25 protein-coding genes are annotated in these 26,051 nt (G+C 58.9%); 10 read left to right on the forward strand and 15 right to left on the reverse strand.

The genetic code is table 11. From position 1 onward, the window contains the following. Positions 1 to 7: 7 nt before the first annotated feature. The 8 genes from IIC71_08395 to IIC71_08430 form a co-directional block, all read right to left on the reverse strand. On the reverse strand, positions 8 to 1,423 hold the full coding sequence (locus IIC71_08395) for an ABC transporter substrate-binding protein (protein ID MCH7669202.1): 1,416 nt from the start codon (positions 1,421 to 1,423) through the stop codon (positions 8 to 10). 83 nt (positions 1,424 to 1,506) lie between these two features. Next, positions 1,507 to 2,781, reverse strand: coding sequence for a branched-chain amino acid ABC transporter permease (locus tag IIC71_08400; GenBank protein MCH7669203.1), 1,275 nt, complete (start codon positions 2,779 to 2,781; stop codon positions 1,507 to 1,509). Beyond that, positions 2,778 to 3,755, reverse strand: a complete 978-nt coding sequence (locus IIC71_08405; GenBank protein ID MCH7669204.1) for a branched-chain amino acid ABC transporter permease — start codon at positions 3,753 to 3,755, stop codon at positions 2,778 to 2,780. Before IIC71_08405 ends, IIC71_08400 begins: the two co-directional genes overlap by 4 nt. After that, the gene (locus tag IIC71_08410) at positions 3,752 to 5,614 is read right to left on the reverse strand and encodes an AMP-binding protein (GenBank protein MCH7669205.1); all 1,863 of its coding nucleotides are present in this window, start codon (positions 5,612 to 5,614) and stop codon (positions 3,752 to 3,754) included. The genes IIC71_08405 and IIC71_08410 overlap by 4 nt, the downstream gene beginning before the upstream one ends. Before the next feature lie 165 nt (positions 5,615 to 5,779). Then, a complete protein-coding gene (paaN, locus tag IIC71_08415; GenBank protein ID MCH7669206.1) occupies positions 5,780 to 7,462 on the reverse strand; it encodes a phenylacetic acid degradation protein PaaN in 1,683 nt (560 codons plus the stop codon). Between the two features lie 10 nt (positions 7,463 to 7,472). Further along, positions 7,473 to 8,675: a 3-oxoadipyl-CoA thiolase gene (gene pcaF / locus IIC71_08420; GenBank protein ID MCH7669207.1), complete on the reverse strand. Its 1,203-nt coding sequence runs from the start codon at positions 8,673 to 8,675 to the stop codon at positions 7,473 to 7,475. Beyond that, complete coding sequence (locus IIC71_08425; GenBank protein MCH7669208.1) at positions 8,672 to 10,198, reverse strand: 3-hydroxyacyl-CoA dehydrogenase; 1,527 nt, start codon at positions 10,196 to 10,198, stop codon at positions 8,672 to 8,674. Before IIC71_08425 ends, pcaF begins: the two co-directional genes overlap by 4 nt. Next, positions 10,198 to 10,992 carry a 2-(1,2-epoxy-1,2-dihydrophenyl)acetyl-CoA isomerase gene (locus tag IIC71_08430; GenBank protein ID MCH7669209.1) on the reverse strand — a complete coding sequence of 265 codons (795 nt, stop codon included), beginning with the start codon at positions 10,990 to 10,992 and terminating at the stop codon, positions 10,198 to 10,200. Before IIC71_08430 ends, IIC71_08425 begins: the two co-directional genes overlap by 1 nt. Before the next feature lie 159 nt (positions 10,993 to 11,151). Here IIC71_08430 and IIC71_08435 point away from each other — a divergent pair, with 159 nt between their 5' ends. Beyond that, a complete protein-coding gene (locus IIC71_08435) occupies positions 11,152 to 11,781 on the forward strand; it encodes a HEAT repeat domain-containing protein (protein ID MCH7669210.1) in 630 nt (209 codons plus the stop codon). Between the two features lie 6 nt (positions 11,782 to 11,787). On the opposite strand, the gene IIC71_08440 is transcribed toward IIC71_08435, so the two are convergent. Then, positions 11,788 to 12,231 (reverse strand): molybdenum cofactor biosynthesis protein MoaE, encoded by a 444-nt coding sequence (locus IIC71_08440; protein ID MCH7669211.1) that lies wholly within the window; start codon positions 12,229 to 12,231, stop codon positions 11,788 to 11,790. A gap of 32 nt (positions 12,232 to 12,263) precedes the next feature. Between IIC71_08440 and IIC71_08445 the strand changes: the two genes are divergently transcribed. From IIC71_08445 to IIC71_08460, 4 genes are all read left to right on the forward strand, one after another. Then, on the forward strand, positions 12,264 to 13,871 hold the full coding sequence (locus tag IIC71_08445) for a trypsin-like peptidase domain-containing protein (GenBank protein ID MCH7669212.1): 1,608 nt from the start codon (positions 12,264 to 12,266) through the stop codon (positions 13,869 to 13,871). Then, a complete protein-coding gene (locus IIC71_08450) occupies positions 13,868 to 14,953 on the forward strand; it encodes a zinc-dependent metalloprotease (GenBank protein MCH7669213.1) in 1,086 nt (361 codons plus the stop codon). Before IIC71_08445 ends, IIC71_08450 begins: the two co-directional genes overlap by 4 nt. Positions 14,954 to 15,098: 145 nt before the next feature. Next, complete coding sequence (locus IIC71_08455; GenBank protein MCH7669214.1) at positions 15,099 to 15,557, forward strand: peroxiredoxin; 459 nt, start codon at positions 15,099 to 15,101, stop codon at positions 15,555 to 15,557. Positions 15,558 to 15,705: 148 nt separating this feature from the next. Beyond that, a complete protein-coding gene (locus IIC71_08460; protein MCH7669215.1) occupies positions 15,706 to 16,899 on the forward strand; it encodes an acyl-CoA dehydrogenase family protein in 1,194 nt (397 codons plus the stop codon). A gap of 30 nt (positions 16,900 to 16,929) precedes the next feature. On the opposite strand, the gene IIC71_08465 is transcribed toward IIC71_08460, so the two are convergent. The 6 genes from IIC71_08465 to IIC71_08490 form a co-directional block, all read right to left on the reverse strand. Next, positions 16,930 to 17,859 carry a hypothetical protein gene (locus tag IIC71_08465; GenBank protein MCH7669216.1) on the reverse strand — a complete coding sequence of 310 codons (930 nt, stop codon included), beginning with the start codon at positions 17,857 to 17,859 and terminating at the stop codon, positions 16,930 to 16,932. Next, a complete protein-coding gene (locus IIC71_08470) occupies positions 17,856 to 18,479 on the reverse strand; it encodes a zf-HC2 domain-containing protein (GenBank protein ID MCH7669217.1) in 624 nt (207 codons plus the stop codon). The genes IIC71_08465 and IIC71_08470 overlap by 4 nt, the downstream gene beginning before the upstream one ends. Next, complete coding sequence (locus tag IIC71_08475; protein MCH7669218.1) at positions 18,467 to 18,976, reverse strand: sigma-70 family RNA polymerase sigma factor; 510 nt, start codon at positions 18,974 to 18,976, stop codon at positions 18,467 to 18,469. Before IIC71_08475 ends, IIC71_08470 begins: the two co-directional genes overlap by 13 nt. A gap of 100 nt (positions 18,977 to 19,076) precedes the next feature. Further along, complete coding sequence (locus IIC71_08480; GenBank protein ID MCH7669219.1) at positions 19,077 to 19,244, reverse strand: twin-arginine translocase TatA/TatE family subunit; 168 nt, start codon at positions 19,242 to 19,244, stop codon at positions 19,077 to 19,079. A 54-nt stretch (positions 19,245 to 19,298) separates the two neighbouring features. Further along, positions 19,299 to 20,216 carry a hypothetical protein gene (locus tag IIC71_08485; GenBank protein ID MCH7669220.1) on the reverse strand — a complete coding sequence of 306 codons (918 nt, stop codon included), beginning with the start codon at positions 20,214 to 20,216 and terminating at the stop codon, positions 19,299 to 19,301. A gap of 123 nt (positions 20,217 to 20,339) precedes the next feature. Next, positions 20,340 to 20,639: a WhiB family transcriptional regulator gene (locus IIC71_08490; GenBank protein MCH7669221.1), complete on the reverse strand. Its 300-nt coding sequence runs from the start codon at positions 20,637 to 20,639 to the stop codon at positions 20,340 to 20,342. Between the two features lie 300 nt (positions 20,640 to 20,939). Between IIC71_08490 and IIC71_08495 the strand changes: the two genes are divergently transcribed. The 5 genes from IIC71_08495 (at position 20,940) to IIC71_08515 (ending at position 26,040) form a co-directional block, all read left to right on the forward strand. Beyond that, entirely contained in the window at positions 20,940 to 21,677 is a 738-nt protein-coding gene (locus IIC71_08495) for a succinate dehydrogenase cytochrome b subunit (GenBank protein ID MCH7669222.1), read from the forward strand. A 9-nt stretch (positions 21,678 to 21,686) separates the two neighbouring features. Further along, entirely contained in the window at positions 21,687 to 23,606 is a 1,920-nt protein-coding gene (locus IIC71_08500) for a fumarate reductase/succinate dehydrogenase flavoprotein subunit (GenBank protein ID MCH7669223.1), read from the forward strand. After that, positions 23,606 to 24,367: a succinate dehydrogenase/fumarate reductase iron-sulfur subunit gene (locus IIC71_08505; GenBank protein ID MCH7669224.1), complete on the forward strand. Its 762-nt coding sequence runs from the start codon at positions 23,606 to 23,608 to the stop codon at positions 24,365 to 24,367. Before IIC71_08500 ends, IIC71_08505 begins: the two co-directional genes overlap by 1 nt. A 111-nt stretch (positions 24,368 to 24,478) precedes the next feature. Next, positions 24,479 to 24,868: an SCP2 sterol-binding domain-containing protein gene (locus IIC71_08510; protein MCH7669225.1), complete on the forward strand. Its 390-nt coding sequence runs from the start codon at positions 24,479 to 24,481 to the stop codon at positions 24,866 to 24,868. A 284-nt stretch (positions 24,869 to 25,152) separates the two neighbouring features. After that, positions 25,153 to 26,040: a hypothetical protein gene (locus tag IIC71_08515; protein MCH7669226.1), complete on the forward strand. Its 888-nt coding sequence runs from the start codon at positions 25,153 to 25,155 to the stop codon at positions 26,038 to 26,040. Positions 26,041 to 26,051 lie beyond the last annotated feature (11 nt).

A 26,051-nucleotide genomic window follows, 5' to 3' on the forward strand; every position in this document is an offset into this window, starting at 1 on the left:
TCTTGGACTAAAGCTCGTAACAAGCCTGGTTGAAGTCGTACTGCGCGGCAGCATCTCCAACGAAGAAGTCCTTCTCAAGACGAGACCCGGTCGTGCCATCGGCCTGCGACAGCGTCTGGTCTGCACCACCGGCAGCGGTGTACAGCGCCAAGTCAGGCTTGAAGATCGCAAGCGAACGCTGAACGTAGTCGTTCGGCGTACCGGCGTAACTCTGGTCTGGAGCAGAGCCGCCGAAGGCGACTGAAGTCAGTCCGTTGGCCGCCGCAACAACTCCCTCGGGAGTGAGGTCGTAGTTAGCAATCGCCGCAGCAAGCACCTTGTGCATCGTAATGGCTTCGTTCCAACCCGAGATGAACGAGTCAGAAGGACGACGATCTGGGAACTCCGCCGACATTGCTTCCATCATCTCGTTGTTTCCTGGGGTATCAACACCCCACGCAACGTTGTACGCCGACTGATAGTACACCGCGTCGTACAGAGGACCCACAGGCGAGTCAAGCAGCGCAGCGTTGTACGACGGACCCGGGGCCGTGAAGAAGCCGGTGTATCCAGCCTGAACAGCGCCGGCGAGGATCTCTGCACCAATCGATGGGTTGGTCGTTAGGAACGTCCAGTCCGCACCCGAGTCGACAATGCCCTGAATGACGGACGTCTGATCCTGGCCGGGGATGACCGCAGCTTCGCCGTCGTAGACGATTTCCATACCATAGAACTCGGCGGCGATCTTCACACCTGCCGCGGCGTCCTGCCCGTAGTCACCAGGGAACGTGGCAAGAGCAATCGTCGTGCCACCCATCTCGTTGATGAAATCAAGGAGGTTCATCGCCTCAACGCAGTAGTTGGTGTTCTGCTCAAGCATCACACCGCCGTCGAACTCGGGGATCGCCCAGCCGGAGTACCAGCTCAGCGGGATGACAAGCATCGAGTCTTCCTTGTACAAGTCGAGTGTTGCAACGTTTGTCGGCGACCCGGTCGACTGACTGATCGCGACGACATCGCCACGAATCTTCTCGTACTTCTCGAGGTGCTGCTCGACGTCGTAGTTAGTGTCCTCAATTACGAGTTCCACCGTCCACCCGTCAATTCCGCCAGCGGCATTGACGTTGTCCCAATACACTTTTTGTGCGTCGGTAATGTCAATGACTAGCGGGGCGAACAGGCCAGTCAGGTCGGCAAGCAGGCCGAGCGTGATGACTTTCGCATCAGCGTCCACGCCTCGCGCCGTGGCCATGGTGGCTGCGGGGGCGGCAGTGGTGGGAGCCGTCGTCGTTGTTGTCACGACGGGTGCTTCGCCGGCAGTAGTTGTCGTTTGGACACTGGAGGGTCCTGCCGTTGTCGTCGTCGTGGTTGCCGTGCTTCCGCAAGCAGCCGCGACCAACGCCATGGCGACTACCACCAGAACCCATGTATATCGCTTTCTCATAAGTTTTCTCCTCTTCGATTTGATTTCCGTATATTCGTGAGCAACCGTGACCGATTGCTCATGACCTAATCAGCATGTTCTAGTCAGTATGTAAAGGGCCAGCCCTTCCAATAGTTCCTCACTTTAATCCAGATGCCGTAAAGCCCCAGTGGCTCGACGACGAGGAACACCACGATAAGCACGCCGAACAGTACGACGTTGAGCTGAAAAATACTGAGGCCCGGCCCGTACGCGTCGAGCGAAACGATCCCGATGTAGTCGTTGGGACCGGTACGGATAAACAAGTCTCCAAGCCACGCAAAGCCGCCCTCGTCGGTGGCTTGCGTCGCCAACCAATTCGTAGTCTCTTCAACGATCCGCGGCGAAAGGACGACGAAGAACGTCCCCAGGAACACGCCGACTATCGTGCCGGCGCCACCGATAAGAACGATTGCAACAAATTCTATGGATAGGAACAGATCCCAAGACTCGGGGATGCTCCGACCGATGACCGACGAGAGAATGGCTCCGGCGACACCCGCATAAAACGAAGAGATCGCAAAGGCCTGCGTCTTGCCTTTAGCTTCGGCGACACCCATCACTTCGGCCGCAATGTCGCGGTCCCGGATCGCCGCCCACGATCTACCAACCCTCGTCCTCATGAGATTCTTCGCCATCAAGGCAAATCCAACGACAAAGACCAATACGAAGAAGTACGTCTTGGACAGGCCGCTCATTTCTTCGATGTGCACCCACGGCAGCCAGTTGATCGGCGTGAGCCACCACCACAGCGGGCCATCGCTTGTGAACGAAACTACCGGATCCATTTCCCGCCAGAGAGCGAATTCGAGCTTGGGCCACGGACGACCTGTCGTCGGTCCGCCAGCGACCTTGCCAAGATTTCGCCACAAAAACAGCCCGATGAATACAAGGCCAAGCGTCACGAATGCGAGGTATAGACCGCGCACCCGCACCGCAGTAGGCGCAATGAGAATCCCTACGAAGGCGGCACCAACGCCAGCCGCGGGGAGCCACACCCAGATGGGAAGCCCGAGGCCCCATACCGTACGTCCCGCTTCTCCACCCAGAACCACTGCGGTGTACGCACCGACCGCCATGAAGAATGAGTGACCAAGCGATACCTGACCCGCCACACCGATCAGCAGGTTCAATCCGAGCGCCGCTATTGCATAAATCAATGCCTTGTTGAGGAGAATCATCCAACCGGCGTCGCCGAGGAACCCGAAGAACGGCAAAGCATTGAACGGAATCAGTATCGCTACGACTCCGAGGAGCGCTATCGACACCCGTTTCGTTGTCGTTGGGAACAGACCGACCTCAGCCTGATACTCCGTGTAGAGATTCGGTCTGCCTCTCATACGCGTCGAATCTCCTTAGTACCAAAAAGGCCGTGCGGTCTAAAGAGAAGTACCAGCATCATGAGAAGCCACGGGACGATTCCTCCGAACCCGATGCCGAGCCATGCAACACTTCCTAGATAGGATCCCGCAATAACCTCTGCCACTCCCACGAGAAGGCCGCCGATAACGGCGCCCTTCACCGAGTCAAGGCCTCCGATGATCACGACGGGAAACGCCCGGAAAGCGATGAGAGCCGTAAACGGACTCACACCCGCGCCGCGAGGTGCCAGCGATGCGAAAATTCCACCGAAAGCGGCCAATGCGGCGCCGATCGCCCAAGCAATTGCGAACACCCTGCCGACCGAAATCCCTTGAGCCATCGCGGCTTCCTGGTCGAACGCGGTAGCGCGAACGGCGACTCCCGTTCGGGTGCTGAAGAACCACGCAAGGGCGAGGCTGACGGCGATGAGCACCACAATGGTCACAACTTGGGTCTGTGCGATACGAAACACGCCGACCTCGATAACGTTGACACCCCATGGGTCTCCAAGGCCCTGGTTTGTGTTGTCGATGAAGTCGTTGGTGACCGTCCGAATGATGAGATCGAGGCCGAGAGTGATCATCGCGACCGCGAATAGCGGTTTGCCGATCATGGGGCGTATCGCAACCCGCTCGATAACGATTCCGACGAGGGCGGTGACCACGATCGCGAGGAACGCAGCGAGCGTCCACTGCAAGGTCTGCGGGGCATCACCCATCCACCGCCCTGGGATCCGGACCACGGTAGCGAAGTAGTACACGAAGTAGGCGCCGAGGGCCGCGATGGCGCCATGCGCAAAGTTGACGACCTGCGTGGCCTTGAAAATAATCACAAATCCGAGCGCCAGCAACGCATAGATCGCACCAAGCGCAACACCGGACCCCAATGCGTTGACGAATTTTCCGACAGACGATTGCGTCACCGCTTGGGCAACTACGACGATGTCGATCACGAGTACATCGACTCCACGAGATCCGAAAACATCTCTGTCATTGCACCACGCTTGAGTTTCTGGGTGGCGGTCAACTCGCCATCCTCATGATCGAGTTCCTTCGGGATCATGCGAAACTGCTTCACCTGTTCAGGCCGGGAGAACTTTTCATTGGATTCGTCAATAACGTGCTGGACCAACGCGATAACCTCTGGTTTCTCTGACAGGTCACGGTACGTTGTATAGGGGATCTCACGCCGCAGCGCCCAGTTGCCTACGACGTCATACTCAATTCCGATGAGAGCGGTGATGTAGTTGCGTCCGTCACCGATCACCATGGCCTCCTTGATGTACGGCGACGCCTTCAGGGAGTTTTCGATTTCAGATGGGGAAATGTTCATACCACCCGACGTGATGATGATGTACTTGATACGGTCGATGATCTTGAGGTGGGTGCCATCGACCCACTCGCCGACATCGCCCGTCTTGAGCCATCCGTCATCGGTGAAAGCGTCTGCAGTTGCTTCGGGCCTGTTCCAGTACCCCTTGAAGACACCATCGTGTTTTGTCTGGATCTCGCCGGTCTCTTCATCAAGCCGCAGACCAATGTCAGGGTACGGCTCACCGACGGTCCCGAGATTCACACGTCCGTGGAAGTTCAACGTCGCAACCGCGGCGTTCTCGGTCATGCCGTAGAGCTCGTACACGGGCACCCCGAAGCCCATGAAGAACTCCAAGACCTCAGGAGCAATTGCAGCGGCGCCGGACCCCGACCAACGTACTCGCCGAAGACCGATGCGCTCCTTCAATGCCCTGAACACCAGTGGGTCGCCGATGGCGTAGGCGATCCGGCTTTTGAACGTGTGGAGGCCACCGTTATTAACGCGCTCCTTGCCAATAAACCGTGCGAGCTTCATCGACCCGACACCGATCATGCGCTTGAACAAGGTCGCATGTGACATGTTGATCAGCACGGTTGCGTGGATCTTCTCCCAAATCCGTGGGACTGCAAAGAAGAGTGTCGGTTGTACCTCGCGCAGATTGAGTTGCACGGTCTCAATAGACTCGGCGAAGTTCAGCACACACCCCGCGCCGACCATCGACCACGTCGAGAAGATTCGTTCTGCTACGTGGCACAGCGGAAGGTAGGTGAGAATCTGATCGTGGGGACCTGGGTCGATGCCGTCGGCCAACCGGTTTGGTGCCCCGACGATTGTTGAGATCGCAAACTCAGCGTTTGCGTTTGTCAGCATGGCCCCCTTCGGTGGGCCGGTCGTGCCTGAGGTGTACACGAGAGTCATGATGTCTTCCGACTCAGCCTGAGCCATGATCGCCTCGACTGCGCCCTCGTTAGCAGCCCGGTGAGCACGGCCCCGGTCCATGAAATCGTCCCAAAACTCAAGACGATCGTCGTCGTACGAGCGGACCCCGCGAGGCTCGACGTACAAGATGTTCGTGAGGTTCGGAAACGACCCAGGCTCAGCGTCGAGAACCTTGTCGACCTGCTCCTGATCCTCAGCAAAGTGAATCGCGGCACCCGAGTCGTTCACGAGGTAAATCACTTCGGCCATCGGGTTTGTCGGATACATACCGGTCGTAATGGCACGGATCGCAACAGTGGCGAGGTCGAGGATGATCCACTCTGGGCGGTCCTCCGAGTGGATCGAGACCACATCGCCCACCGCAACGCCCAAATCAAGCAAGCCGTGTGCAGCGGTCAGCACTTCGTCCCACAACTGATTCCACGTGCGCTCCTGCCAGATCCCGAAATCCTTGTCGCGCATCGCGACCTGGTCCGGCGAACTCGCCGCCCAGGCTCGCGCTCGTGTCGCGACCGTGTCGATGCCCGAACTCGCCTCCGGGGTCAGCGGCCGGTCCATCGTCGCAGTCATTGGACCTCTCCATCTCGTCGTCTAGTGAACCGATAGGCGTGGTGTCCGCCGGTCGACTCCGTCTCAACCCCGTCTGTTTGGGATGCCTCTATCCCTGGGATCGCATGAACCCTAGAGAGTTGCGGTACCCGTTGTCATACCGACTTCGGCAGGCTACGAAAGAACGGGCTTTCTTACCCCGACAAGACGAAAGCGATTGGCCACAAATGCCGGATCTGTCAGCGATGCGTTGCCGGCCGGGTTGGCGCCGGTGACGTGAAAGTCGCTGAACGCGGCGGACTGATTTACGTACAGACCACCCGTGAGGTTGAACGCGACCGATACCCCGGCTTCCACCGCGGCATCCACCGCCGCGTCGACAACGGAGTCGTCGGTGGCGTACACCAGCCAGGTAAGTGCACCATGCTCGATCGCGGAACGACGAGCAAGTTCGAGCGACTGCTCGGTCGAGTCGGTCGAGATGATGTACACAACGGGTCCGAACATCTCACGCATGAACGCATCTTCGTCGGCAGCGTCGACTCCGACTACGACGGGCGTACGAACCGTAGCTCCCCCAAACGTTGGATTGATAACAGTTCTCGATTCGAGCAACACGTCTCCGCTACCGGCGGCTTCGCCAATACGCGCCTCGGTAGCGCTGCCCTTGATCGCCCCAAGAATGTCCGACGCCCTTTCGTCGTCGCTCAGCAGACCCGCGAGAGCATCGGTGTAGGCCGAAACGACGTCGTCGAAACTGACATGTTCGCCACCGACATCGATCCCGTCGCGTGGGATGTACAGGTTTTGCGGGGACGTACACATCTGCCCGGAGAAAAGTGCCGTCGAAACCGTGAGGTTGCGCATGATCCCTTTGAGATCGAGCACTGAGTCAATCACGACCGAGTTCACCCCGGACTTTTCCGTGAACACGTGGGTGTTGGGGACGTTGGTCTCCAACCAGGTGCCGAACGCTGAGCCGCCGGTGAAATCCACCAGCTTGACTCGAGGGTCAAGAACGAGGTCCTTGGCAATCGGCGCTTCGGGGGTGTCGACTGCGAGGGTCACGAGGTTCGGATCGAAACCAGCCTCTTCGAACACAGCGCGAGCTGTCTCAACGAATATCGCGAGCGGCAGAATTGTGCCGGGGTGAGGCTTCACGATCGACGCATTGCCGGTGACAAGGCTCGCAAAGATCCCCGGATACCCGTTCCATGTCGGAAACGTTGACACCCCAATCGTGACCTCGACTCCCTGTGGACGCAGATGCCACTCCTTGTCGACTACGAGCGGATCACGTTTTCCCTGCGGCTTCTCCCATCGCATCGATGTCGGAACCCGAGTGATCTCGCGATAGCCGTAGGCGACCGCCTCGAGCGCACGGTCCAGGGCATGTGGTGACCCGGCTTGGAACGCCATCATGAACGCCTGCCCGGTGGTGTGCATCACCGCATGCGCCATCTCGAAACTCTGTTGTGAAAGCGTGTCGAGAATCTCCAGACATACAGCCGCCCTAGTGTCAGCGCTTGCCCGTGCCCACGTTTTCATTGCCTCTTGAGCAACGGTGATCAGGACGTCAGGATCGGGCGCCGGATAGCTCACCCCAAGCTCCATGCCATAGGGTGAGTACTCAGCAACGTCCATCATCCCGGTGGACGGCTGGTCTAGTTCAAAAGGCTTGCCGAGACGCGCCTTAAAGGCAGTCTCGCCAAGTGCGGCAGCATCCTCGCCGTAGGCGCGTGGCGACTCGGGGTAGGGACTCCAGTACTCGCGGCTGTCGATCATCTCGAGTGCTTTTGCAAGGGTCCCCTTGTGCTTTTCAACAAGCTCGTGCTGTTCGGTTGAAGTCGTCGTCATCTTTGTCTCCTCATACCTTCTCCAAAACCATTGCTATCCCCTGGCCAACACCGATGCACATGGTCGCAAGACCGTATCTTTCATCCCTTAGGTGTAGCTCTTCGACCACGGTGTTTACAAGCCGGGTGCCTGTCATCCCCAGCGGATGTCCTAGGGCTATCGCGCCCCCATTCGGATTTACAAATTCGGCGTCGTCGGGAATGCCAAGCTCGCGCAACACCGCCAACGCCTGGGCCGCGAACGCCTCGTTGAGTTCTATGACGGCCATGTCCGAAAGTTCCAACCCTACGAGATCAAGAACTTTCCTAGTCGCAGGCACGGGTCCTATGCCCATGATTCGGGGAGGCACCCCGGCTGTAGCCATCCCCAGAATGCGTGCCCTCGGTACCAATCCGTGCCGTTGTATCCCAACGTCCGAGGCGACGATCGTCGCGGCGGCCCCGTCGTTAATTCCAGAAGCGTTGCCTGCGGTGATGGTCCCGCCCTCGAACAGAGGCCGCAACCCAGCAAGCCTCTCCGCGGTGATGCCGGGCCTGGGGTGTTCATCCTCGCTGACAAGCGTCGGGGCGCCCTTCTTGCCGGCGACTTCGACCGCAACGATTTCGCGCGCCAACCGCCCCGAGGCCGTCGCCTTAGCGGCACGTTCCTGGGAACGGAGGCTAAAAGTGTCCTGGTCTTCACGACTGATCGCATAGTCCACAGCAACGTTTTCGGCGGTCGCCGGCATCTCATCGCGACCAAAGTGTTCAGCCAGCTTCTGGTTTACAAACCGCCACCCGATTGTGGTGTCGTACATCTCCACCGACCGTGTAAACGCCGCATCGGCCTTTGCAAGCACCTTTGGCGCCCGACTCATGGACTCGACGCCACCAGCGAGAAACAAGTGACCCTCACCAGCCTTTGCGGTGCGCGCCGCCAATCCGATTGCCTCCATCCCGGAACCACACAACCGGTTGATGGTCGAACCGGGGACGTCAGTCGACATGCCGGACAGGAGCACCGCCATACGAGCAACGTTGCGGTTGTCCTCACCAGCCTGGTTGGCGGCGCCGATGAACACATCATCGGTTGCGTCCCAGTCGACCGAACCGTGGCGATCCATCATGGTCTTCATGACATGAGCCAACAGGTCGTCTGGTCTAACACTCGATAGGGATCCACCGAACCTTCCGATGGGTGTCCGAACTGCCCCACAAATATACGCTTCAGTCACGGTCGTGCTCCCGCGAGGCGATCGTCTTGCGCGACTCGTCTTAACCACAGCGAGGCGCGATACCGCTCCTCACCATACGCCGCGACGAGGTTGTCGAGCACTGCAATGACCCTTGCAGCCCCGACTCGCATCGTCCACTGCAACGGACCCGACGGATAGTTGGTTCCTAGGCGCATCGCGGTATCGATCGCTTCGACTGTTGCGATGCCTTGGAGCACCGTGTCACCGGCCACCGACGCAAGGGTGGCGAGAGTCCGTGCGACGACAAGACCTGGTGTATCCGCCACTACTGACACCCGAAACCCTGCAGCCTGGAGCGCACCGACCAGGGCTCCCAGCGACTCGGCAGAACATGTAGACGACGCCGCAATGCACGCTCTCGAGGTGGTGTTCCAATCGTGGACCCAATCCATGACGACTGTGTTCACGGGTGCGATCCCCGCGTCAACGAGTGACGTTGCGGTCCTGCCGTCGGTGAGTCGAAGCTGGATGTCGCCAACCGAGATCACACCGTCACCAGCAACGTGGGTGACGGAGATACCCCGCATCGTCCAACGGTCGACAAGCGCTCCCAGCGCACCAGGGTCGCCGTGGATAACGACTTCGCGATCAAGACCGTGGTCCGGTGCAGTTACCGGCAGCGGCTCGGTGACATCCGGGCCGTACTCGTAAAACCCACGGCCCGTCTTACGACCGAGATGACCGGCGTCGACGAGCGATTGCTGCAAGTTAGACGGCGCAAATCGCGGGTCGCCGAACGTGCCTACAAACACCGATTTCGACACCGCAAGACTGACATCGAGGCCGATGAGATCCAGCAGGGTGAACGGTCCCATGCGCCAGGCGCCACAGTCGGTATAGATTGCGTCGAGTGTCGCAACATCTGCGACGCCCTCGGTGAGGAGGCGAAGCGCCTCGCCGTAATACGGTCTGGCCACCCGATTCACTATGAAGCCAGGGGTCGACTTAGCGTGCACCGCGGTCTTACCCCACGCCTCAACTGTTTCAAAGACCGTCGAGGCCACACCAGGGTCGGTCTCTGCGCCGTGAACAATTTCAACCAAGCGCATAACGGGGGCGGGGTTGAAGAAATGCATGCCGACACATCGTTCGGGCCGCTCGAGTCCTGCAGCGATTGCGGTAACTGACAGCGATGACGTGTTCGTTGCAATGATCGCATCATCGGTGACCAACTTTTCGACACGGGCCAAAACCTGCTGCTTTGTCTCGAGGTCTTCAACGATCGCCTCGATCACCAGCCCGCATCCGGCAAGATCATCGACCGAACTTGCGGTACGTAGATTTTGCTCGGTGGCGTCTGCAACCTCGCTGTCAATGCGACCGCGCTCCACGCTACGTACCAGCCGCTGCACAATCGCCTCGATTGCGTCGGCGGCAACCCCATCGCTCTCATCGAACAGAATGACGCGATGCCCGCCAGCCGCGGCCACGTGCGCAATACCTGCGCCCATCGTTCCTGCACCGATCACACCGACAACAGTATCTGGCGGCAGCACGCTCATCAGGATCCCGTGAAGTTCGGCGGCCGCTTGTCGAAGAAGGCTGCAACACCCTCGCGGTAGTCGTTCGACCGGCCTAGCGCATCTTGCGTGTCGCGTTCTGCGTCAAGCTGCTGGTCGAGAGTGTGGTCGAACGAGTGAGCGAGCAGCTCCTTGAGCTTGGAGAACCCAAGTGTGGGACCCGAAGCGAGCTGTTGTGCGGTGGTGGTAACGGTTTTGGCGAGATCAGCGTCATCGACAACCGACCAGATCAGCCCCCATTCGACGGCCTTCTCGGCCGAAAGCGGCTCTGCAAGCATTGCGAGACCCATGGCGCGGGCGGAACCTACCAGACGCGGCAACGTCCACGTGCCGCCGCTGTCGGGGACAAGGCCAATCTTCGCAAAGGCTTGGATGAACTTCGCCGAGCGTGCCGCGAACACGAGATCGCATGCCAACGCCAGGTTCGCTCCAGCGCCCGCGGCTACTCCGTTCACGGCCGCGATCACAGGCTTTGGCATTGTGGTGATGAGGCGAACGATCGGGTTGTATCGTTCGTCGAGCGACTCAAACAGGTTGGGTGGTTCGTCTTCTTCACCGGTGACGGTGCGGTCTGCAAGATCCTGACCTGCACAGAATGCCCTGCCGGCACCGGTGATCACCACACACCGGACGCTGCCGTCAGAGCCGGCTTGGCGAAGCGCATCGTGCAGGTCAACCGTCATTGCAGCGGTGAACGTGTTCAACCGATCGGGGCGGTTGAGGGTGATTGTGAGAACGCCGCTGTTACGTTCACTGAGAATGTGGTTTTCGGTCATTCGATCAACTCCGACTCGGTCGACACGATTTTACGCCGCCGCACGCCGGATTGTGACCCACCGCGCCAGAAATGTCTATCGGCCGACCTTGAGACGGAACCATCACCAACCACACTCCGTCATAGGCCACCCGATGTTGGCGACAGGTAGCCTTGTGCCATGGCGAACCTCCGTAAACAGCTCGTTGCGCTGATAGACAACCCACAGGCGTTCCTCAACCATGACAGCCCAGAGCTGAGAAGACTCGCCGTCTCACACCTAGCCGGAACGACGTCAATCGACGACGTCGACACCTTCTGCGAAATGTTGGTCAATGACCCCGACGCGCGGGTACGAAGCGAAGCTGCTGAGAGCATTGGCCTCTCCGGGCTGGACCGCACCGAAAGTCTGCTGGCAGCTTTGGACGATACCGACGAGACCGTCGTCGAGGCGGTCGTGACGGGCCTCGGCGAATTGGAAGACGAGCGTTCTGTACCTTCGCTTATCGACCTCGCATACACTGGATCAACCAAGATGATCAGGGAGGCAGCGGTCGCTGCGCTGGGCGCCGTCGGACACGCCGATGCGTTGCCTGTGCTCATGGATCTTGTCGTCTCGGGTCCGCCGCAGGTACGGCGCAGGTGCGTTGTTGCGCTCACCGTGTTCGACGGCGACGAGGTCGAAGCCGCATTGCGCGCCGCGGCTAAGGACAACAATCCAATGGTCCGCGAAGCTGCCGAAATGGTGGTCGGAAGGCCCGCACCGCAATGGGAACCAATCGACATCTCACCCAGCAGTGAGAACTCCTAGAGGTCATCAGTGATCGGCGTGGTCTTCGCGTACCCATTCCGCTCCACCTGGCCAATGTTCCTTCTTCCAAATCGGGGCGCGACGTTTCAGCTCGTCGATGACGTAGCGTGCGGCTTCGAAAGATTCGGCACGGTGCGCTGACGAGACAGCAACAGCGACCGACACCTCTCGCACGCGCAATTCACCGAGCCGATGTGCAGCACAAATGCGCAGAATGTCCCACCGCTTGGTGGCTTCAACGAGAATCTCAGCGATCTTGTCTTCGACCACACCGGTGTACGCCTCGTACTCGAGATGGCTGACATCGGCTTTTCCGGGAGCATGGTTCCTCACGGTGCCAGAGAAAAGAACCGACGCTCCTGCCCGGTCGTCTTGGACCTCCTCAAGCATCGCCTGGAGATCGATCACATCGTTGCTCACCGCAACGTTTTGCGCTGAAATGGGGTCCATAGCTCTAATCCTCGGATACAATCAGGTGGGTTATGAACAATACTTCTGATCCCGACGACACGACAGACGATACCCACGCAGCCGAAGCGCACACTGGGGATCAAGATGTCTCCCGTCTTCTCCCCGATGAACTCGGTGGTCAGGCTGCAGGGCCGCTTGACCCGGACCCGAAAACCTCGGAGGCCTCACTCCCACAAGATCGCCGCTTTGCGGAGCCAGCGGATTCAGACCCACCGCTTCCGCGGTCTCAGACGCCCCTGCCGGCAAACCTCGATCCCACATCGCCGCTCGGTAGCGTGCTGTTCGAGGAGGGAATCGCGCAACGCAGCATCGAATCGGACCGCGACGACGACATCGGCTCGCACTCTCTGCTCCCGGGTGTCTTTGGAGCGATTTCGCTCAGCCTACCATCGGATGACTCACCGGCGACTTCCACCGATCCGGTTTTTGCTCCTCGCGAGCCAGTTCCGGGAAGCGATCCTCGAACCACCTCTGCGCACGATGCTCGGTCGACAAGACGCGACCCTCCGTCGCGCATAGCGCTGCTCGGCCTTACGCTGGTGGCGTCGATCTTGGGCGCCACTCTCATGCTTGGCGGTATTTGGGCTTTCGGCGGCTTTGACGATCCCACACCAGCGGTCGTAACGACTACATCTCAGACGCCAACGGCGTCAGCGTCTCCACTGCTCATCGCGACACCATCCTCCGGCCCAGCAGTAGAATCAGACCCTGTACGAGTCGGCAACAGGGTTGTGCCGTCAATCGTCCGGATAGAAGTAGGAACGATCGTTGACGGGTTCCTTGACCCCTTTGCATCCGGGTCGGGTGTCGTCATTTCAAGCGATGGATTCATCGTGACTAACAACCACGTCGTGAGAAATGCTCAAGACGTCCAGGTCATCTTCGACGATGGACGGACCTTCAATGCAACGATCATCGGAACGGACCCGATCACGGACCTTGCGGTGTTGCGAATCGACGCAACTGGATTGACACCCATCCAGATCGGCCTGACAAGCGAGCTTTCCATCGGCTCTGAAGCGATTGTTATCGGCAGTCCGCTGCGGTTGTCGGGTGGGCCGTCGCTGACGGTCGGTGTGATCTCGGCTTTTGATCGCCAGGTCAATACCGAATCGAGCACACTCTTTGGCATGCTGCAGACTGATGCGGCGATCAACCCGGGGTCGTCAGGTGGAGCGCTTGTCAATGGCGACGGCCAACTGATCGGGATCGTGACGGCAATTGCTGTCAGTAATGCGGGACCAGAAGGCATCGGATTTGCCACACCGGTTGAAGTCGTCGTTCGTATAACGAACGAAATCCGCCAAACCGGAGATGTCCGCCATGCGTTTCTCGGCATCAGCGGGATCAGCGAACTCAGCGAACAGGCCGACGGTTCGGTGCTCCCCATCGGGGCACGCGTAGCCGAGTTGGTCGCCGGTGGTGCGGCCGAGCTTGCCGGCGTCGAAGTCAGCGACATCATCATCTCGGTTGACGGCACGCCTCGCTCGACCATGGACGCCCTCATCAGCGGGCTACGCTTGTATGTGGTTGGTGACGAAATCAATCTCGTGGTCCTCAGAGACGGCGAAGAGCTGAGCATCTCAGTGACATTGGGAGAGCGACCGGACGACTCGTGAGCGACAGCATATTCGACAAGCTATTCGAACTTTTCCAGTCATCGGGTCCGGTGAACTGGAAGCTCGGCGGCGAGGTAATGCGAAGTATTGTCGGTGACCCTGACCCGATCGAGCCGCGCGTCACCGAGGAGTACCTCGACCTCGCCGGTGCGGCCGAACTCAAGATTCAAGGTACCGGGCTGCTTTCTTCTGTCTCGTCCGATCGCATCCAGCCCGTAGACCGCAAGACCTGGGCCGAGCTCAACGAGCGCTCGTTTGAATGGTTCATCCTCCCCCTTGCGAACCAAATGACGGCCATGGGGGATGGGCCGATGAGCGGCCTCATGGGTTCGCTTGCACCTGCCCTGGCGGGCATGCAATCGGGCACCATGGTTGGATTCATGTCGCATCGAGTTCTCGGACAATTCGACACCGGGCTCCCGGCACTCGGGCAACAGAACGCGATCCTCGTGATCCCAGCAATCGAAAGCTTCGCAACCGACAACGGGCTGGACGCCCACGATGTCCGTTTTTGGGCGGCGCTTCGCGCCGTTGCCTACCGATCGCTGCTCAACCGCCCGGGTATTGAAGATCTCATTGCAGAAATAGTGGTTGCGTTCTTGGAAACCGTTGAGTTCGACATGTCGCGACTCACTGGCGGAACCTCGGACGCCGGCTCCATGGATCTCGAAAGCCTCCTCTCGGGCGACGGGGGGATCGGTCAACTCCTCAACGCCTCCCATGACGCGCAGAAGCTGAAGAAAGTCCAAGGACTACTCGCAACTCTCGAAGGTTTCGTTGACGTGGTTGTCGAGGCGGCGGCATCCGACATGCTCAGATCACTTGATGACATCGTCGCCGCCCACACCGCGAGACGCGCCGAGCCGGGACAGGCCGACGACGGCGTCGGTGCGATCATCGGTCTCCGCTTCGACCGCAATCTCGCTAGTGACGCGAGCCATCTAGTCCGCGAGCTTGTTGACAAGTGGGGCGTAGAGTCACTCAACCAGCTTTGGTCTTCGGCTGAGACGGTTCCAACCGCCGATGAACTCACCGACCCTGTGGGGTGGGTGGCGCGCAACTACCTTCCCGACCTCGACTAGGGAACCGTCAGAAGATCGACTCCCTGCGGGTTCGCCGAACGAAACGAGTGTGGGGCAGACAGGTGCACAGACACTCCGGTTTTCAGCTTCAGGACTCCGGAGTACCATTCGTGGGACATTCCCCTAACCGAGAGAGGCGCGATCCATGGCGACAACAGTTGGTGCAGCCGCACCCTCCTTCACCCTCACCGCTCCAGACAAGTCTGAGGTAAGGCTCAGCGACTTCAGAGGCAAGAACACACTTGTCGTCTTCATTCCGTTTGCGTTCTCGGGTATCTGTACCGGCGAGCTCTGCACCATTCGTGACAGCCTCGCGGCCCTCAACGATCTCGACACACAAGTCGTCGTGATTACGTGCGACTCGTTTTTCACCAACGGCGCCTGGAGCGAGAAGAACGAGTTCACGTTCCCTGTCCTTTCTGACTACTGGCCACACGGAGTGGTCAGCAAAGAGTACGGGGTGTTCAACGAAGACGCCGGCGTTGCAAACCGGTACACATTCATTCTTGATGCTGACGGGATCGTCCGCGAGATCGTAAACACTGACTCGCTCGGCGAACGACGCGAGTTCGCTCTCTACACTGAGGCCCTCGCCAAGCTCTAAGCACGTCAACACGCGCCTTCCGCACGATTGGCGTCCAACTCGGCAAGCGCGGGATTGGACGCCAAGTTCGCGACGGGGTGGTCCATCCTGCGCTTTCCTGGGCACGCCGGGCCGACAAAGCTAGCCTTGACCACGGAAAGGACCCTGAATGGATTTCGGATTTAGCGAACGCTGCGAGGGATTCCGCGAGGAGTTGCTTGCGTTCATGGACGACCACGTGTATGGGGCTGAGAAGGCGAACTTCGCCGAGATGGCGGCGGAAGATCCGTACTCGGGGACTTCTGTCGTTTCGGCCATCAAAGAGAAGGCTAAAACGCAAGGACTATGGAACCTCTTCCTCCCCGACGACAAGTGGGGTCCAGGCCTCTCGAACGTCGACTACGCACCACTTGCCGAGATCATGGGGCGATCAATCGAGATCGCACCTGAAGCGACAAACTGCGCTGCGCCCGACACCGGCAATATGGAGGTCTTGACCCATTTTGGCACCGAGGCACAGCAGCAGGAATGGCTGATGCCCCTGCTCGCTGGTGAGATTCGGTCAGCCTTTTCAATGACCGAGCCAAGGGTCGCGAGCAGCGATCCGCGCAACCTTGAAACCACGATCGTTGCCGACGGCGACGACTTCGTCGTCAACGGGCTCAAGTGGTGGATCACCGGCGCCGCGGCAACGGATTGCAAAATCTCGATCGTGATGGGAGTCACGAACGTAGACGCACCACCAAAACAGCGTTACTCAATGATCCTCGTCCCGATGGACGCAGATGGCATGAAGATCGAGCGCACCATGCCGGTGTTCGGTTTCGCAGAACGAGGCGGCCACTGCGAGATTTCCTACAACAACGTCCGGGTCTCCAAGACGAACATCATCGGCGAGCCCGGGACGGGCTATCAGATCGCCCAGGCCCGACTCGGCCCCGGGAGAATCCACCACTGCATGCGCGTTATCGGGGTTGCGGAGCGGGCGTTAGACATGATGAAGGAGCGTGTGAAATCACGGACCGCGTTCGGCGGGCCGCTGTCCGAAAACGCGGTCATCCAAGAATGGATTGCAGAGTCGCGGATGCGGATCGACCAGGCTCGTCTCCTTGTCATGCGCGCGGCGTGGAGAATCGACACGATGGGCAACCGGTCGGCACGGGTCGACGTGTCCGCTATCAAAGTCGTGGCCCCGAACGCGGCGCTTTGGGTCATCGACAAGGCAATTCAGGCACACGGGGGTGCCGGCATCGGCGACGACTTCGGACTGTCGCGTATGTACGCGTTTGCTCGCGCGCTGCGTATCGCCGACGGCCCCGACGAAGTACACCGAATGGTTGTCGCACGCAGCGAACTTCGATAGCGATTGGCTTTTGGCCGCAGCCGGGTAGGGTCAACCGAAGATTCTGCGCCACCAGCGCGAAAGCATGTTGCGATATGTTGGCCGGGGCAGCTCCGCAAGCACAGCCTCTAAGTGGTCCGGCGGCAAGTCGCCCACCAGAACATAGGTTGATCCGCCTGACACCCACGAAACTGAAACCGCGGTCGGTGTTGCAGAGCGACTGTATCTCGCCAATCCGATCTCAACCTCGCTAGCACCCTGAAACTCGCTCAGGGCAACGTCTCCGTCGAGTTCGAACACGGAAAACGAAAATAATCCATCGGTGTAAAACACCTGCTGGGCACCGCCGACAGCCTCGTAGACATCGGCAATCGCATAACCGGCAGCGGTTTCGGGCAGCGCGTTCGAGTCAAGCGTTGCGGCCATCACAACATCGTATGCGCCGGCACCTACGAGTTCCTCGTAGAGACGCATGTTCGAACGGCCAAACGACACCATCGTCGAAGACCGGAATAAGTTCCCATCACCATCGAAAATCCTTGTGGAAAGCGGGGCCCCGGTTGCCTTGTCGTACTGGATGGTGCAACGCAGCAAGTCGCCTTCGCGCACCTCAATGACCTGAGTAGCGCGGCCCAACATTGAATCTCCTGCCAACGACCGGATCTGGTAGCGATCCGACAGCGCCACCGTCGACCATCCGGCAAGAGCCACACCACCACCGTCAGCGCGTGTCACCGACCCTTCGCCGACTACAAGCCAGGATCCGCCAGCCGACACGAACTCCATGGTGCCAATGTGCTCGATCTCGTAAATACCGGCAGACGCCACGCCATCCCAAGTGCTAACAACAATTCGAACACCGCTGTAAACCGCCGCATCGGCCCGATCGCCGTACTCCTGATCGTCGGCAACCGAGGGCGAAACGATCGAGATCGAGAGGAGACCAACAGCAAGAGCCAGACCAACCTGACGAAACATCACGGACTGCTCACCGAAACGAATGTTGCTCCTGATGGGAGCAGCGAAAGCGGCGACTGTACGGAGTCTCGGGCGCCGTGCTGCACAAGGAATGAATCGAGATTTACCGTAGGTCCCTGCGGAGAAGACGTTGAGAATGATACGAAAGCTACGAACGCCGCCGCAGCAGCGCCTGCCGCCAGCCATGACATTCGACGCCGCGAGATCGGAACTACAACACCGACATCGCCGTCCGTCGCCTGATGCAACACGGGATCAAGGCGAGGGAGAGCCCTGATCGCGATGCGGGCGCCGTCCATCTCGTACAGCTCGTTGCGACATTCAGCACAAAGCACCATGTGGGCGAACACAACCGGCTGCTCAGCAGTCGGAAGTTCGCCATCGAGATACGCGGACAATTCCGCCTTGTAGTGAATGTCGGGGAGGGCACGGTCAGGGACTTCGAGTCGCGGCATGGTACGCAACATCGTCCGAGCCTCACGAAGCTCATGGAATTCAGCAATGCAGTCAAGGCAGGTATCGAGGTGTGACACCACTGCCTCAAGCTCGTTGTTGGAAAGTTCGGCATCGAGGTACGCCGAGAGCAACTCGCCCACGGTGCAAGCGTGCACTACATCGGCCATGTCAGCAGCCCTCGCAACATCTTGCGGCCGCGGTGGATGCGGCTGCGGACGGTACCGACGGGGATGTCAACCGCGTCAGAAATCTCGTCATAAGACAGACCGACAACGTCGCACAGAACGACACACTCCCTGAAGTCCATGGGGAGTTTGAGGAGTGCTGATTGCACGTCCTCTGACAGGCGGACCGACGAAAGAACTTCGTCGGGTGATGGGCTGGAAACACCGATACCCCGGTCGTCATCTCGCAAGGGGATTGTAGGCCGGCGTTTCTGTTTGCGGATATTGTCGAGAAAGACGTTACGGGTGATACGCCAGAGCCAACCCTCAAACGATCCAGGGGTGTATCGCTCGAGGCCTGTGCGGACGCGGAGAAGGACCTCTTGGACGAGGTCCGCCGAGTCATCGGGGTTGCCGGTGAGCCGGTACGCATAGTTGTAGATCTTCCGCCCATAGCGACGCGCTACGTCTTCCCAGTTGGGTACGAGTTCTTCAGCCATGTCTTCCCCGATTCTCCACCTAGCTAACGCTGATGGGTTCGGTTCGGTTCCCGGGCGGGACTGTTCGGTCGCTGGTCAAGGAATAGCGCCCTTCGGCGGTCTACTCCTTCTCAGCAGGCTCCTCTTCAGCGCCTTCCTCAAGTCCCTTTTTGAACTCAGAGGCGGAAGCGCCGAGTGACCGTGCGAGCTTTGGCAGCTTGGTTGCACCGAACAGAACCACGACGATCAGAAGGATCCAGATGAAGTCGCTACCGGCGAGGTTACTCATTATCGATTTTCTCCTTGGCAGTCATGGACGATTCTACCCCCACGTGGGGTTTGTTCAACCATCGGCAGCAAAAGCAAACGAATCAACGAACGCTTGTAAGCGTTCGCGCGGAATATAGCGAACCGTGTAGGCACGTTTTTCCCTCGCATAAATATCGAACGGTCCGTATTTGTCGGTGATGAGCAAGCCTCGATCTGACCCGGACCGCTGAAAATCTATTGTAAACGTCATCATCTCTGACGATTGCAGTTCAGGATGGCCACCCTCGATATGGCGAACAACCGCTACATATGTCGAAACACCGTCCTTGAAGGCAACAAAAGAAGAATCTCCCGAAGCGCGAATGTGGTACCCGCCAATCTGGAAGAGTCCTTGGGCTAGGGCACCGATCGACACAGTCGCCGGATCGATACTTTGAAGCCGAAGACCTGCGTCGACGCGTTCCGAGAACCTAAGCATCTCGCCGAGCGGAGTGATGCCGTCCTCGCCCGAACGGTCCTTCAATCTGGGGGCAAGGTCCATTTCGGATTGCGTTAGGCCGCGGAACGGGTCGCCCTTCGCTGTCGTGTGCGCCAACGCAACGTCGCGCAGGTCGGGAATCTCTTCGGGGTCCGTGACGTCCACGGCACCGACGTCGACACGCGCCCCGTTGCATATACCAAAAACGCGCACCGTCTCCACTCCGCCGAGCGGAAGACCGTTACGACGTTTCTCATGCAGGACTCGCAATGCCTCCTCAAACATGAGGTCTCTGAGCACGTTGGCAACCGGCCCATCGGGCACTGGGGCATCGAAAACGACAATCGCCTCACGGACGGAAGACGTGAACTCGATGACATCGAGCGCAAGACGCCCTCGGGCCCCGCCGAGAGTTCTATCGGCGCGCTCCGACGACGAACCCGGCTTTGCAGGCCTTGTCCATGCAATCGCTACGACTAAGGCCCTGATGCCCGCAACTATCCACCCAGCCATGTCCACACCTCGCTCCGTATGACAACAACGGTAGCGCGCAATGGAGAAGCGTCCGTTGCTCGGTGACGCAATTCACTACGTTGTACACGGCAACGCCCAGGTGCGCTGGCTTCGGCTCTGCTGCTACCCCGCCTTGCGGGCTTCTGCTGCCACCGCTCGCTGTCTACGAATCTTGCGCCGTTCACGCTCAGAGAGAGCTCCCCAAATCCCGAACTTCTCAGAACTGGTGATTGCAAACTCAAGGCAATCGACACGTACCGAGCACTCCCGGCAGATGGTCTTGGCTTTCCTCGTGGATGCACCACGTTCGGGGAAGAAGAGATCCGGATCGGCACCGCGGCAATTCGCAAGGTCTTGCCATCCGTAGTCGGACCCCTTTATGGCTTCAATCAACTCGGTGAACACACTCACTCCCCTACACACACATGAATAACACCATGATAATTACGTATGAGTAATTATTATGGTGTTATTCTGGCAACTCTCCGCGCGAATGTCAACCGTGAAATTCGGTGGTAGGTGAGTAAATTGGGGCTTTGCGCTCTGAGTGCGAGAGCGATCGGCCACGCTCCGCGCGAATCGACCGGCACCGTACTGGCGGCATCGGTCGTGGGTATGGCAGTACCGAGACCGTTGCATGTCCTCTACCATTGCCTGAGTCGATTGCTCGCAGCGCGACTGCAAGACGGCCATACTGTGATCGCTACACCGAAGGAGCATTACGTGCAGGACTCACAGCTTCGCGGATCAAAATCCGTGAAGTCACGACGCAAACGACCGTTTGTTGTCGAGTTTTATGGATCCGATGTTGGGAAGAAGTGGGCAATGGCGCTCAGCGGCGTGATGCTGCTCGGATTCCTCGTCGCCCACCTTCTCGGGAACCTCAAAGTCTTTCTGGGGTCTGCTGACATCAACCTGTATGGGGAGGCACTGCGCGATCTCGGTGGCGACCTCGTCCCGGGTCAGTCGGTCTTGTGGGCCATGCGAGGCGGTTTGCTCCTCGCCTACGGCGTCCATGTCCACGCAGCATTGTCACTCTGGCGCAGAAACAGGAAGGCCCGGGGTGAGGTCGACTACGAATCTAGAAGCGACTACCTCGCCGCTACGTATGCAAGCCGATTTATGGCATACACCGGCAGCACGGTTTTCCTATTCGTGCTCTTCCATCTCGCCGACTTCACGTTCGGAGGCGTCAACCCTGATTTCCGCTACGGCGACATCTACTCGAACATGATTGCAACCTTCGAGCGGGTTCCGGTCGTCATTATCTACATCGTTGCGATCCTGGCTCTCGGAGTACACATATGGCACGGCACATGGAGTCTCTTCCAGAGCATCGGCGTGAACAGCCCGAGATTCAACCGCTGGCGCAGATTGCTCGCTTACGGCCTCACCGGTTTCATCGTGATCGGAAACATCAGCATGCCCCTGGCCGTCCAATTTGGCATCATCAAGATTTAGGGACCGCATATGACAATTCTCGACTCAAAGGTTCCTGACGGGCCGATCCAGGACAAATGGAACGACCACAAGTTCTCGATTCGATTGGTAAACCCGTCTAACAAACGCAAGTACTCCATCATTGTCATAGGGTCTGGCCTCGCAGGCGCATCTGCTGCCGCGACACTGGCGGAACTTGGTTACAGCGTGAAGGTCATCACCTATCACGACTCTCCGCGCCGTGCTCACTCGATCGCGGCGCAGGGCGGGATTAACGCCGCAAAGAACTATCACAGCGACGGTGACAGTGTGTACCGGCTGTTCTACGACACCGTCAAAGGTGGCGACTTCAGATCCAGAGAAGCGAACGTGTACCGACTTGCAGAGGTGTCGAACAACATCATCGACCAGGCGACTGCGCAGGGAGTCCCGTTCGCTCGCGAATACGGTGGCCTCCTCGACAACCGGTCGTTTGGTGGCGCCCAGGTATCCCGCACGTTCTATGCCCGCGGGCAAACGGGACAGCAGCTCCTCCTTGGCGCCTATCAGGCGCTGTCTAAGGAAATCGCCAAAGGTTCGGTAGAGCTTCTCAGCCGAACGGAGTTGCTCGAAGTTGTCGTCCACGACGGTAGGGCCGCAGGAGTAGTAGTTCGCGATCTGGTGACCGGTGAAATTGCAGCTCATACCGCTCACGCCGTCGTGCTTGCGACCGGCGGGTATTCAAATGTGTATTTTCTATCGACCAACGCAATGGCATGCAACACCACGGCGATCTGGCGAGCGCATCGCAAGGGAGCGTTCTTCGCAAACCCCTGCTACACGCAGATCCACCCGACCTGTATCCCTCAGGCAGCCGACCACCAGTCCAAGCTGACATTGATGTCAGAGTCGTTGCGCAACGACGGCCGCATTTGGGTCCCCAAGAAAGCCGGCGACAACAGGGCCGCCGCCGACATTGCGGAAGACGAGCGGGATTACTACCTCGAACGCATCTACCCGGCGTTTGGCAACCTGGTGCCGCGCGACGTTGCGTCGCGCAACGCTAAGACCCAAGTCGACACGGGCCACGGAATCGGTCCGCTGAACAACGGTGTCTACCTCGACTTCAAGCACGCCATCGAACGTCTCGGAGAAGACACCATCAGAGAACGCTACGGCAACCTGTTTGAGATGTACGAGCGGATCACCGACGACGACCCGTACAAGACACCCATGAGGATTTACCCGGCACCGCACTACACCATGGGTGGCATATGGGTCGACTACAACCTGATGACGACAGTCCCCGGTCTCTATGCGATCGGGGAAGCGAACTTCTCCGACCACGGCGCAAACCGGCTCGGGGCGTCAGCTCTAATGCAGGGTCTTGCGGACGGGTACTTTGTCCTTCCGTACACGATCGGCGACTACCTCGCGGACTTCCTCGGCGTCGACCCGCTGCCCACCGACCACTCAGCATTCAAGACTGCCATTGCGGACGTGACCGATCGGACAAAAAAGTTTCTCGCCACAACGGGCAGCCGTTCGGTTGATTGGTTCCACCGTGAACTCGGCAAGATCATGCTCGAACATTGCGGAATGGCCCGCTCGCGGCAGGGGCTAGAGACCGCCATTCGGGAGATTCCACACCTGCGAGAAGAGTTCGAAAGGGATGTGAAGGTCCTCGGGACGAACGAATCGTTCAACCAATCATTGGAGCGGGCTGGTCGAGTCGCTGACTTCTTCGACCTTGCTGAGCTGATGTGTCGCGATGCCCTCGATCGGGAAGAGTCGTGCGGTGGCCACTTTCGGGTCGAGCACAAGACTACAGACGGCGAGGCACTGCGCGACGACGAAGCGTTCTCCCATGTGTCAGCATGGGCATGGAATGGTCGCGGAAACACCCACACAAAACACAAAGAAGAACTCACGTTCGAAAACGTGAAGTTGGCGACAAGGAGCTACAAGTAATGGATCTCACTCTCAGCGTGTGGCGCCAGAGTGGACCCAACGCCAAGGGAGGCTTCGTGACCTACGAAGCCAAGGACATCCCCGAAGAAGCGTCGTTCCTTGAAATGCTCGACATTGTCAACGAAGGTCTCAACGCCCGCGACGAGGAGCCGATTGCGTTCGACCACGACTGCCGTGAGGGCATCTGCGGGATATGCGGCGTCATGATCAACGGACTCGCACACGGACCGCAAACCGGCACAGCTACCTGCCAACTCCACATGCGTAAGTTCAAAAGTGGCGACACCATAGTGATCGAGCCGTGGCGGGCAAAAGGGTTCCCTGTCGTCCGAGACCTCGTGGTAGACCGATCAGCGTTCGACCGGATCATCGAGGCGGGTGGATACATCAGCGTGGCGACGGGGTCAGCCCCCGACGCCAACCTGATACCTGTGCCAAAAGCAGCGTCCGACGCATCAATGGACGCAGCCGCGTGCATCGGATGCGGTGCATGTGTGGCAGCATGCCCGAACTCTGCCGCCCAACTATTCACGTCTGCAAAGATCGCCCACCTCAACCTCCTCCCCCAGGGTCAGGCCGAACGGTTCAGCCGGGTCGCGAACATGGTCGATGAGATGGAGCTTTGGTTTGGGGGGTGCTCAAACCATGGAGAATGCGAGGCAGCGTGCCCGAAAAGCATCAGCATCGACTTTATTGCGCTGATGAACAAGGACTACATCAAGGCAAAGTTCAAGCAGGCGCGCCTCGCCGGCCAACGCTGACCACCGTAGGTACGCGAGCCTCGCTCGGGTACCAGCCACGCCGACAACTCGGATGCTGCGTCGGACGACCGCCTAGACTTGACGGAGACAGCCAACAACGAAGGAGACGGTGTGGCCGTTCAGTTCCTTAGTGAAGAGTTCATGACCCAAGCAAGCGAGCGCCTCAACGCCAGCTCCGACTTCTTGGAGTCGATCGGCGGAATCTCGCTCGATGTGCAGTTCGTCGTCACCGACGCCCCCGAGGATGCAACCATCAACTACATCCTCGCCATTGCAGACGCGAAGGCCTCACTGAGCCGCGGTAACACGGAAGACTTCGATGCATCCATCACAAGCTCTTACGAGACCGCATCGGAGATTTCGCGTGGCAAGTTGGACACGCAAATGGCCTTCATGACCGGCAAGATCAAGATCGGCGGCAACCCTGCAAAGCTCATCATGCACCAGAACGTCTTCAGAGAGTTCGGTAACGCTCTGAAGTCGATGGAGATCAGCTACTGAGCTGATCAGCAGGGTAAACGCACGGTCTGCAGAACAGGTCCACAGCTTCCGTGAAACGCTGGAAGGGGCAAGCGCGACTCTGTCTGATCGACCCTGCTCAGCGCCAAGAACAGTCCTGACACCGATGTTTCGCAGTCGGAACAATTTCAAACAAAGCTCATGCCTGACAAGAACGACAGATACGATTTGTTCGGCGGGGCGCTTGACACAGTGATGCCTTCGTAGACGCGGATCGGCGCGGCTGAGGGCAAGTCTCTACAATGGTCCTGCTGGAGGTAGCAACGTTGAACAAGAAAATCTTCAAAGCCTTGCCCATCATCGGATCGATCCTGGTCATCCAATCCGTGTTCTGGGAGTACGCACGGATGAAGCCCGACTATGGATTCTTCGTAGAGCCATGGTCGCTCAAAGGGACCGCGACAAACTACGCGGCGGTCTTTGCGTCGATCGGGGTGGCTTTGCTGGTCGCGTCAGTTGTGGTGCGGTCCAAAGTGTCCGAACGCTCGACCGTGAGTCCCGCAATCTCGGCCGGTATCGGGATAACAGCCGTGGTGATCACCGCCGCCTTTGCAGACAGCAGCAAGACGATCGGCATCAGCGGACTTGGTGCGATCATCGTCTCGATGGTCCTCGCGCGGGCCATCGTCCGTCTCGTTGCGCGCTACACAACGTTGCTCGGCGACAGTACAGAGAGACCCACCGGCGCACAGGTGTGGATCCAGCGTGCGATCGTCACCGTGGGCTTCCTCGTCGTCTTTCTCGCATTTAGGGCAGCAAACCTTCAACTCTCGCCGGTAAGGTTCGTTGCCGTCGTCGCGACTATCATCGTCGCCATTTCGGTTATCAAAGACCCAGTCGAACTAGCTTCGAACCGAACGCTCATCCTCGCGTCTCTTATGGCTCTTGCTGTGCTTGCTGCGTCGGCTGGGGGTATCCGCTCAAATCTCATCTCCGAGCAGGTTCTTGCCGGTGGTATTGCCGCCAAGTACAAAGACGCCCAGGCGACCGGCGGTTACCTGTTTGCGGTCGGGGGCGCGGCGCTGGTCCTGATGGGCTCCATATCGATGTGGGCGCAACGCAGAGACCTGATAGTGAACAACCGTAGGATCAAGAAACAACGCGAAGCCGCCGAAAAATCGAAACGAGAACTTGAGGCCGCGCTCGCGCGCTGAGACCGTCGACC

The organism is Acidobacteriota bacterium (assembly GCA_022562055.1).
Classification (GTDB): domain Bacteria; phylum Actinomycetota; class Acidimicrobiia; order Spongiisociales; family UBA5794; genus BMS3BBIN02.

Excerpts from the sequence above, each read along its gene's own strand:
- IIC71_08395 (MCH7669202.1), bottom strand. The coding sequence starts at position 1,423 with ATGAGAAAGCGATATACATGGGTTCTGGTGGTAGTCGCCATGGCGTTG.
- IIC71_08400 (MCH7669203.1), bottom strand. The coding sequence starts at position 2,781 with ATGAGAGGCAGACCGAATCTCTACACGGAGTATCAGGCTGAGGTCGGT.
- IIC71_08410 (MCH7669205.1), bottom strand. The coding sequence starts at position 5,614 with ATGGACCGGCCGCTGACCCCGGAGGCGAGTTCGGGCATCGACACGGTC.
- paaN (MCH7669206.1), bottom strand. The coding sequence starts at position 7,462 with ATGACGACGACTTCAACCGAACAGCACGAGCTTGTTGAAAAGCACAAG.
- IIC71_08425 (MCH7669208.1), bottom strand. The coding sequence starts at position 10,198 with ATGAGCGTGCTGCCGCCAGATACTGTTGTCGGTGTGATCGGTGCAGGA.
- IIC71_08430 (MCH7669209.1), bottom strand. The coding sequence starts at position 10,992 with ATGACCGAAAACCACATTCTCAGTGAACGTAACAGCGGCGTTCTCACA.
- IIC71_08435 (MCH7669210.1), top strand. The coding sequence starts at position 11,152 with ATGGCGAACCTCCGTAAACAGCTCGTTGCGCTGATAGACAACCCACAG.
- IIC71_08440 (MCH7669211.1), bottom strand. The coding sequence starts at position 12,231 with ATGGACCCCATTTCAGCGCAAAACGTTGCGGTGAGCAACGATGTGATC.
- IIC71_08445 (MCH7669212.1), top strand. The coding sequence starts at position 12,264 with ATGAACAATACTTCTGATCCCGACGACACGACAGACGATACCCACGCA.
- IIC71_08455 (MCH7669214.1), top strand. The coding sequence starts at position 15,099 with ATGGCGACAACAGTTGGTGCAGCCGCACCCTCCTTCACCCTCACCGCT.
- IIC71_08460 (MCH7669215.1), top strand. The coding sequence starts at position 15,706 with ATGGATTTCGGATTTAGCGAACGCTGCGAGGGATTCCGCGAGGAGTTG.
- IIC71_08470 (MCH7669217.1), bottom strand. The coding sequence starts at position 18,479 with ATGGCCGATGTAGTGCACGCTTGCACCGTGGGCGAGTTGCTCTCGGCG.
- IIC71_08475 (MCH7669218.1), bottom strand. The coding sequence starts at position 18,976 with ATGGCTGAAGAACTCGTACCCAACTGGGAAGACGTAGCGCGTCGCTAT.
- IIC71_08480 (MCH7669219.1), bottom strand. The coding sequence starts at position 19,244 with ATGAGTAACCTCGCCGGTAGCGACTTCATCTGGATCCTTCTGATCGTC.
- IIC71_08485 (MCH7669220.1), bottom strand. The coding sequence starts at position 20,216 with ATGGCTGGGTGGATAGTTGCGGGCATCAGGGCCTTAGTCGTAGCGATT.
- IIC71_08500 (MCH7669223.1), top strand. The coding sequence starts at position 21,687 with ATGACAATTCTCGACTCAAAGGTTCCTGACGGGCCGATCCAGGACAAA.
- IIC71_08505 (MCH7669224.1), top strand. The coding sequence starts at position 23,606 with ATGGATCTCACTCTCAGCGTGTGGCGCCAGAGTGGACCCAACGCCAAG.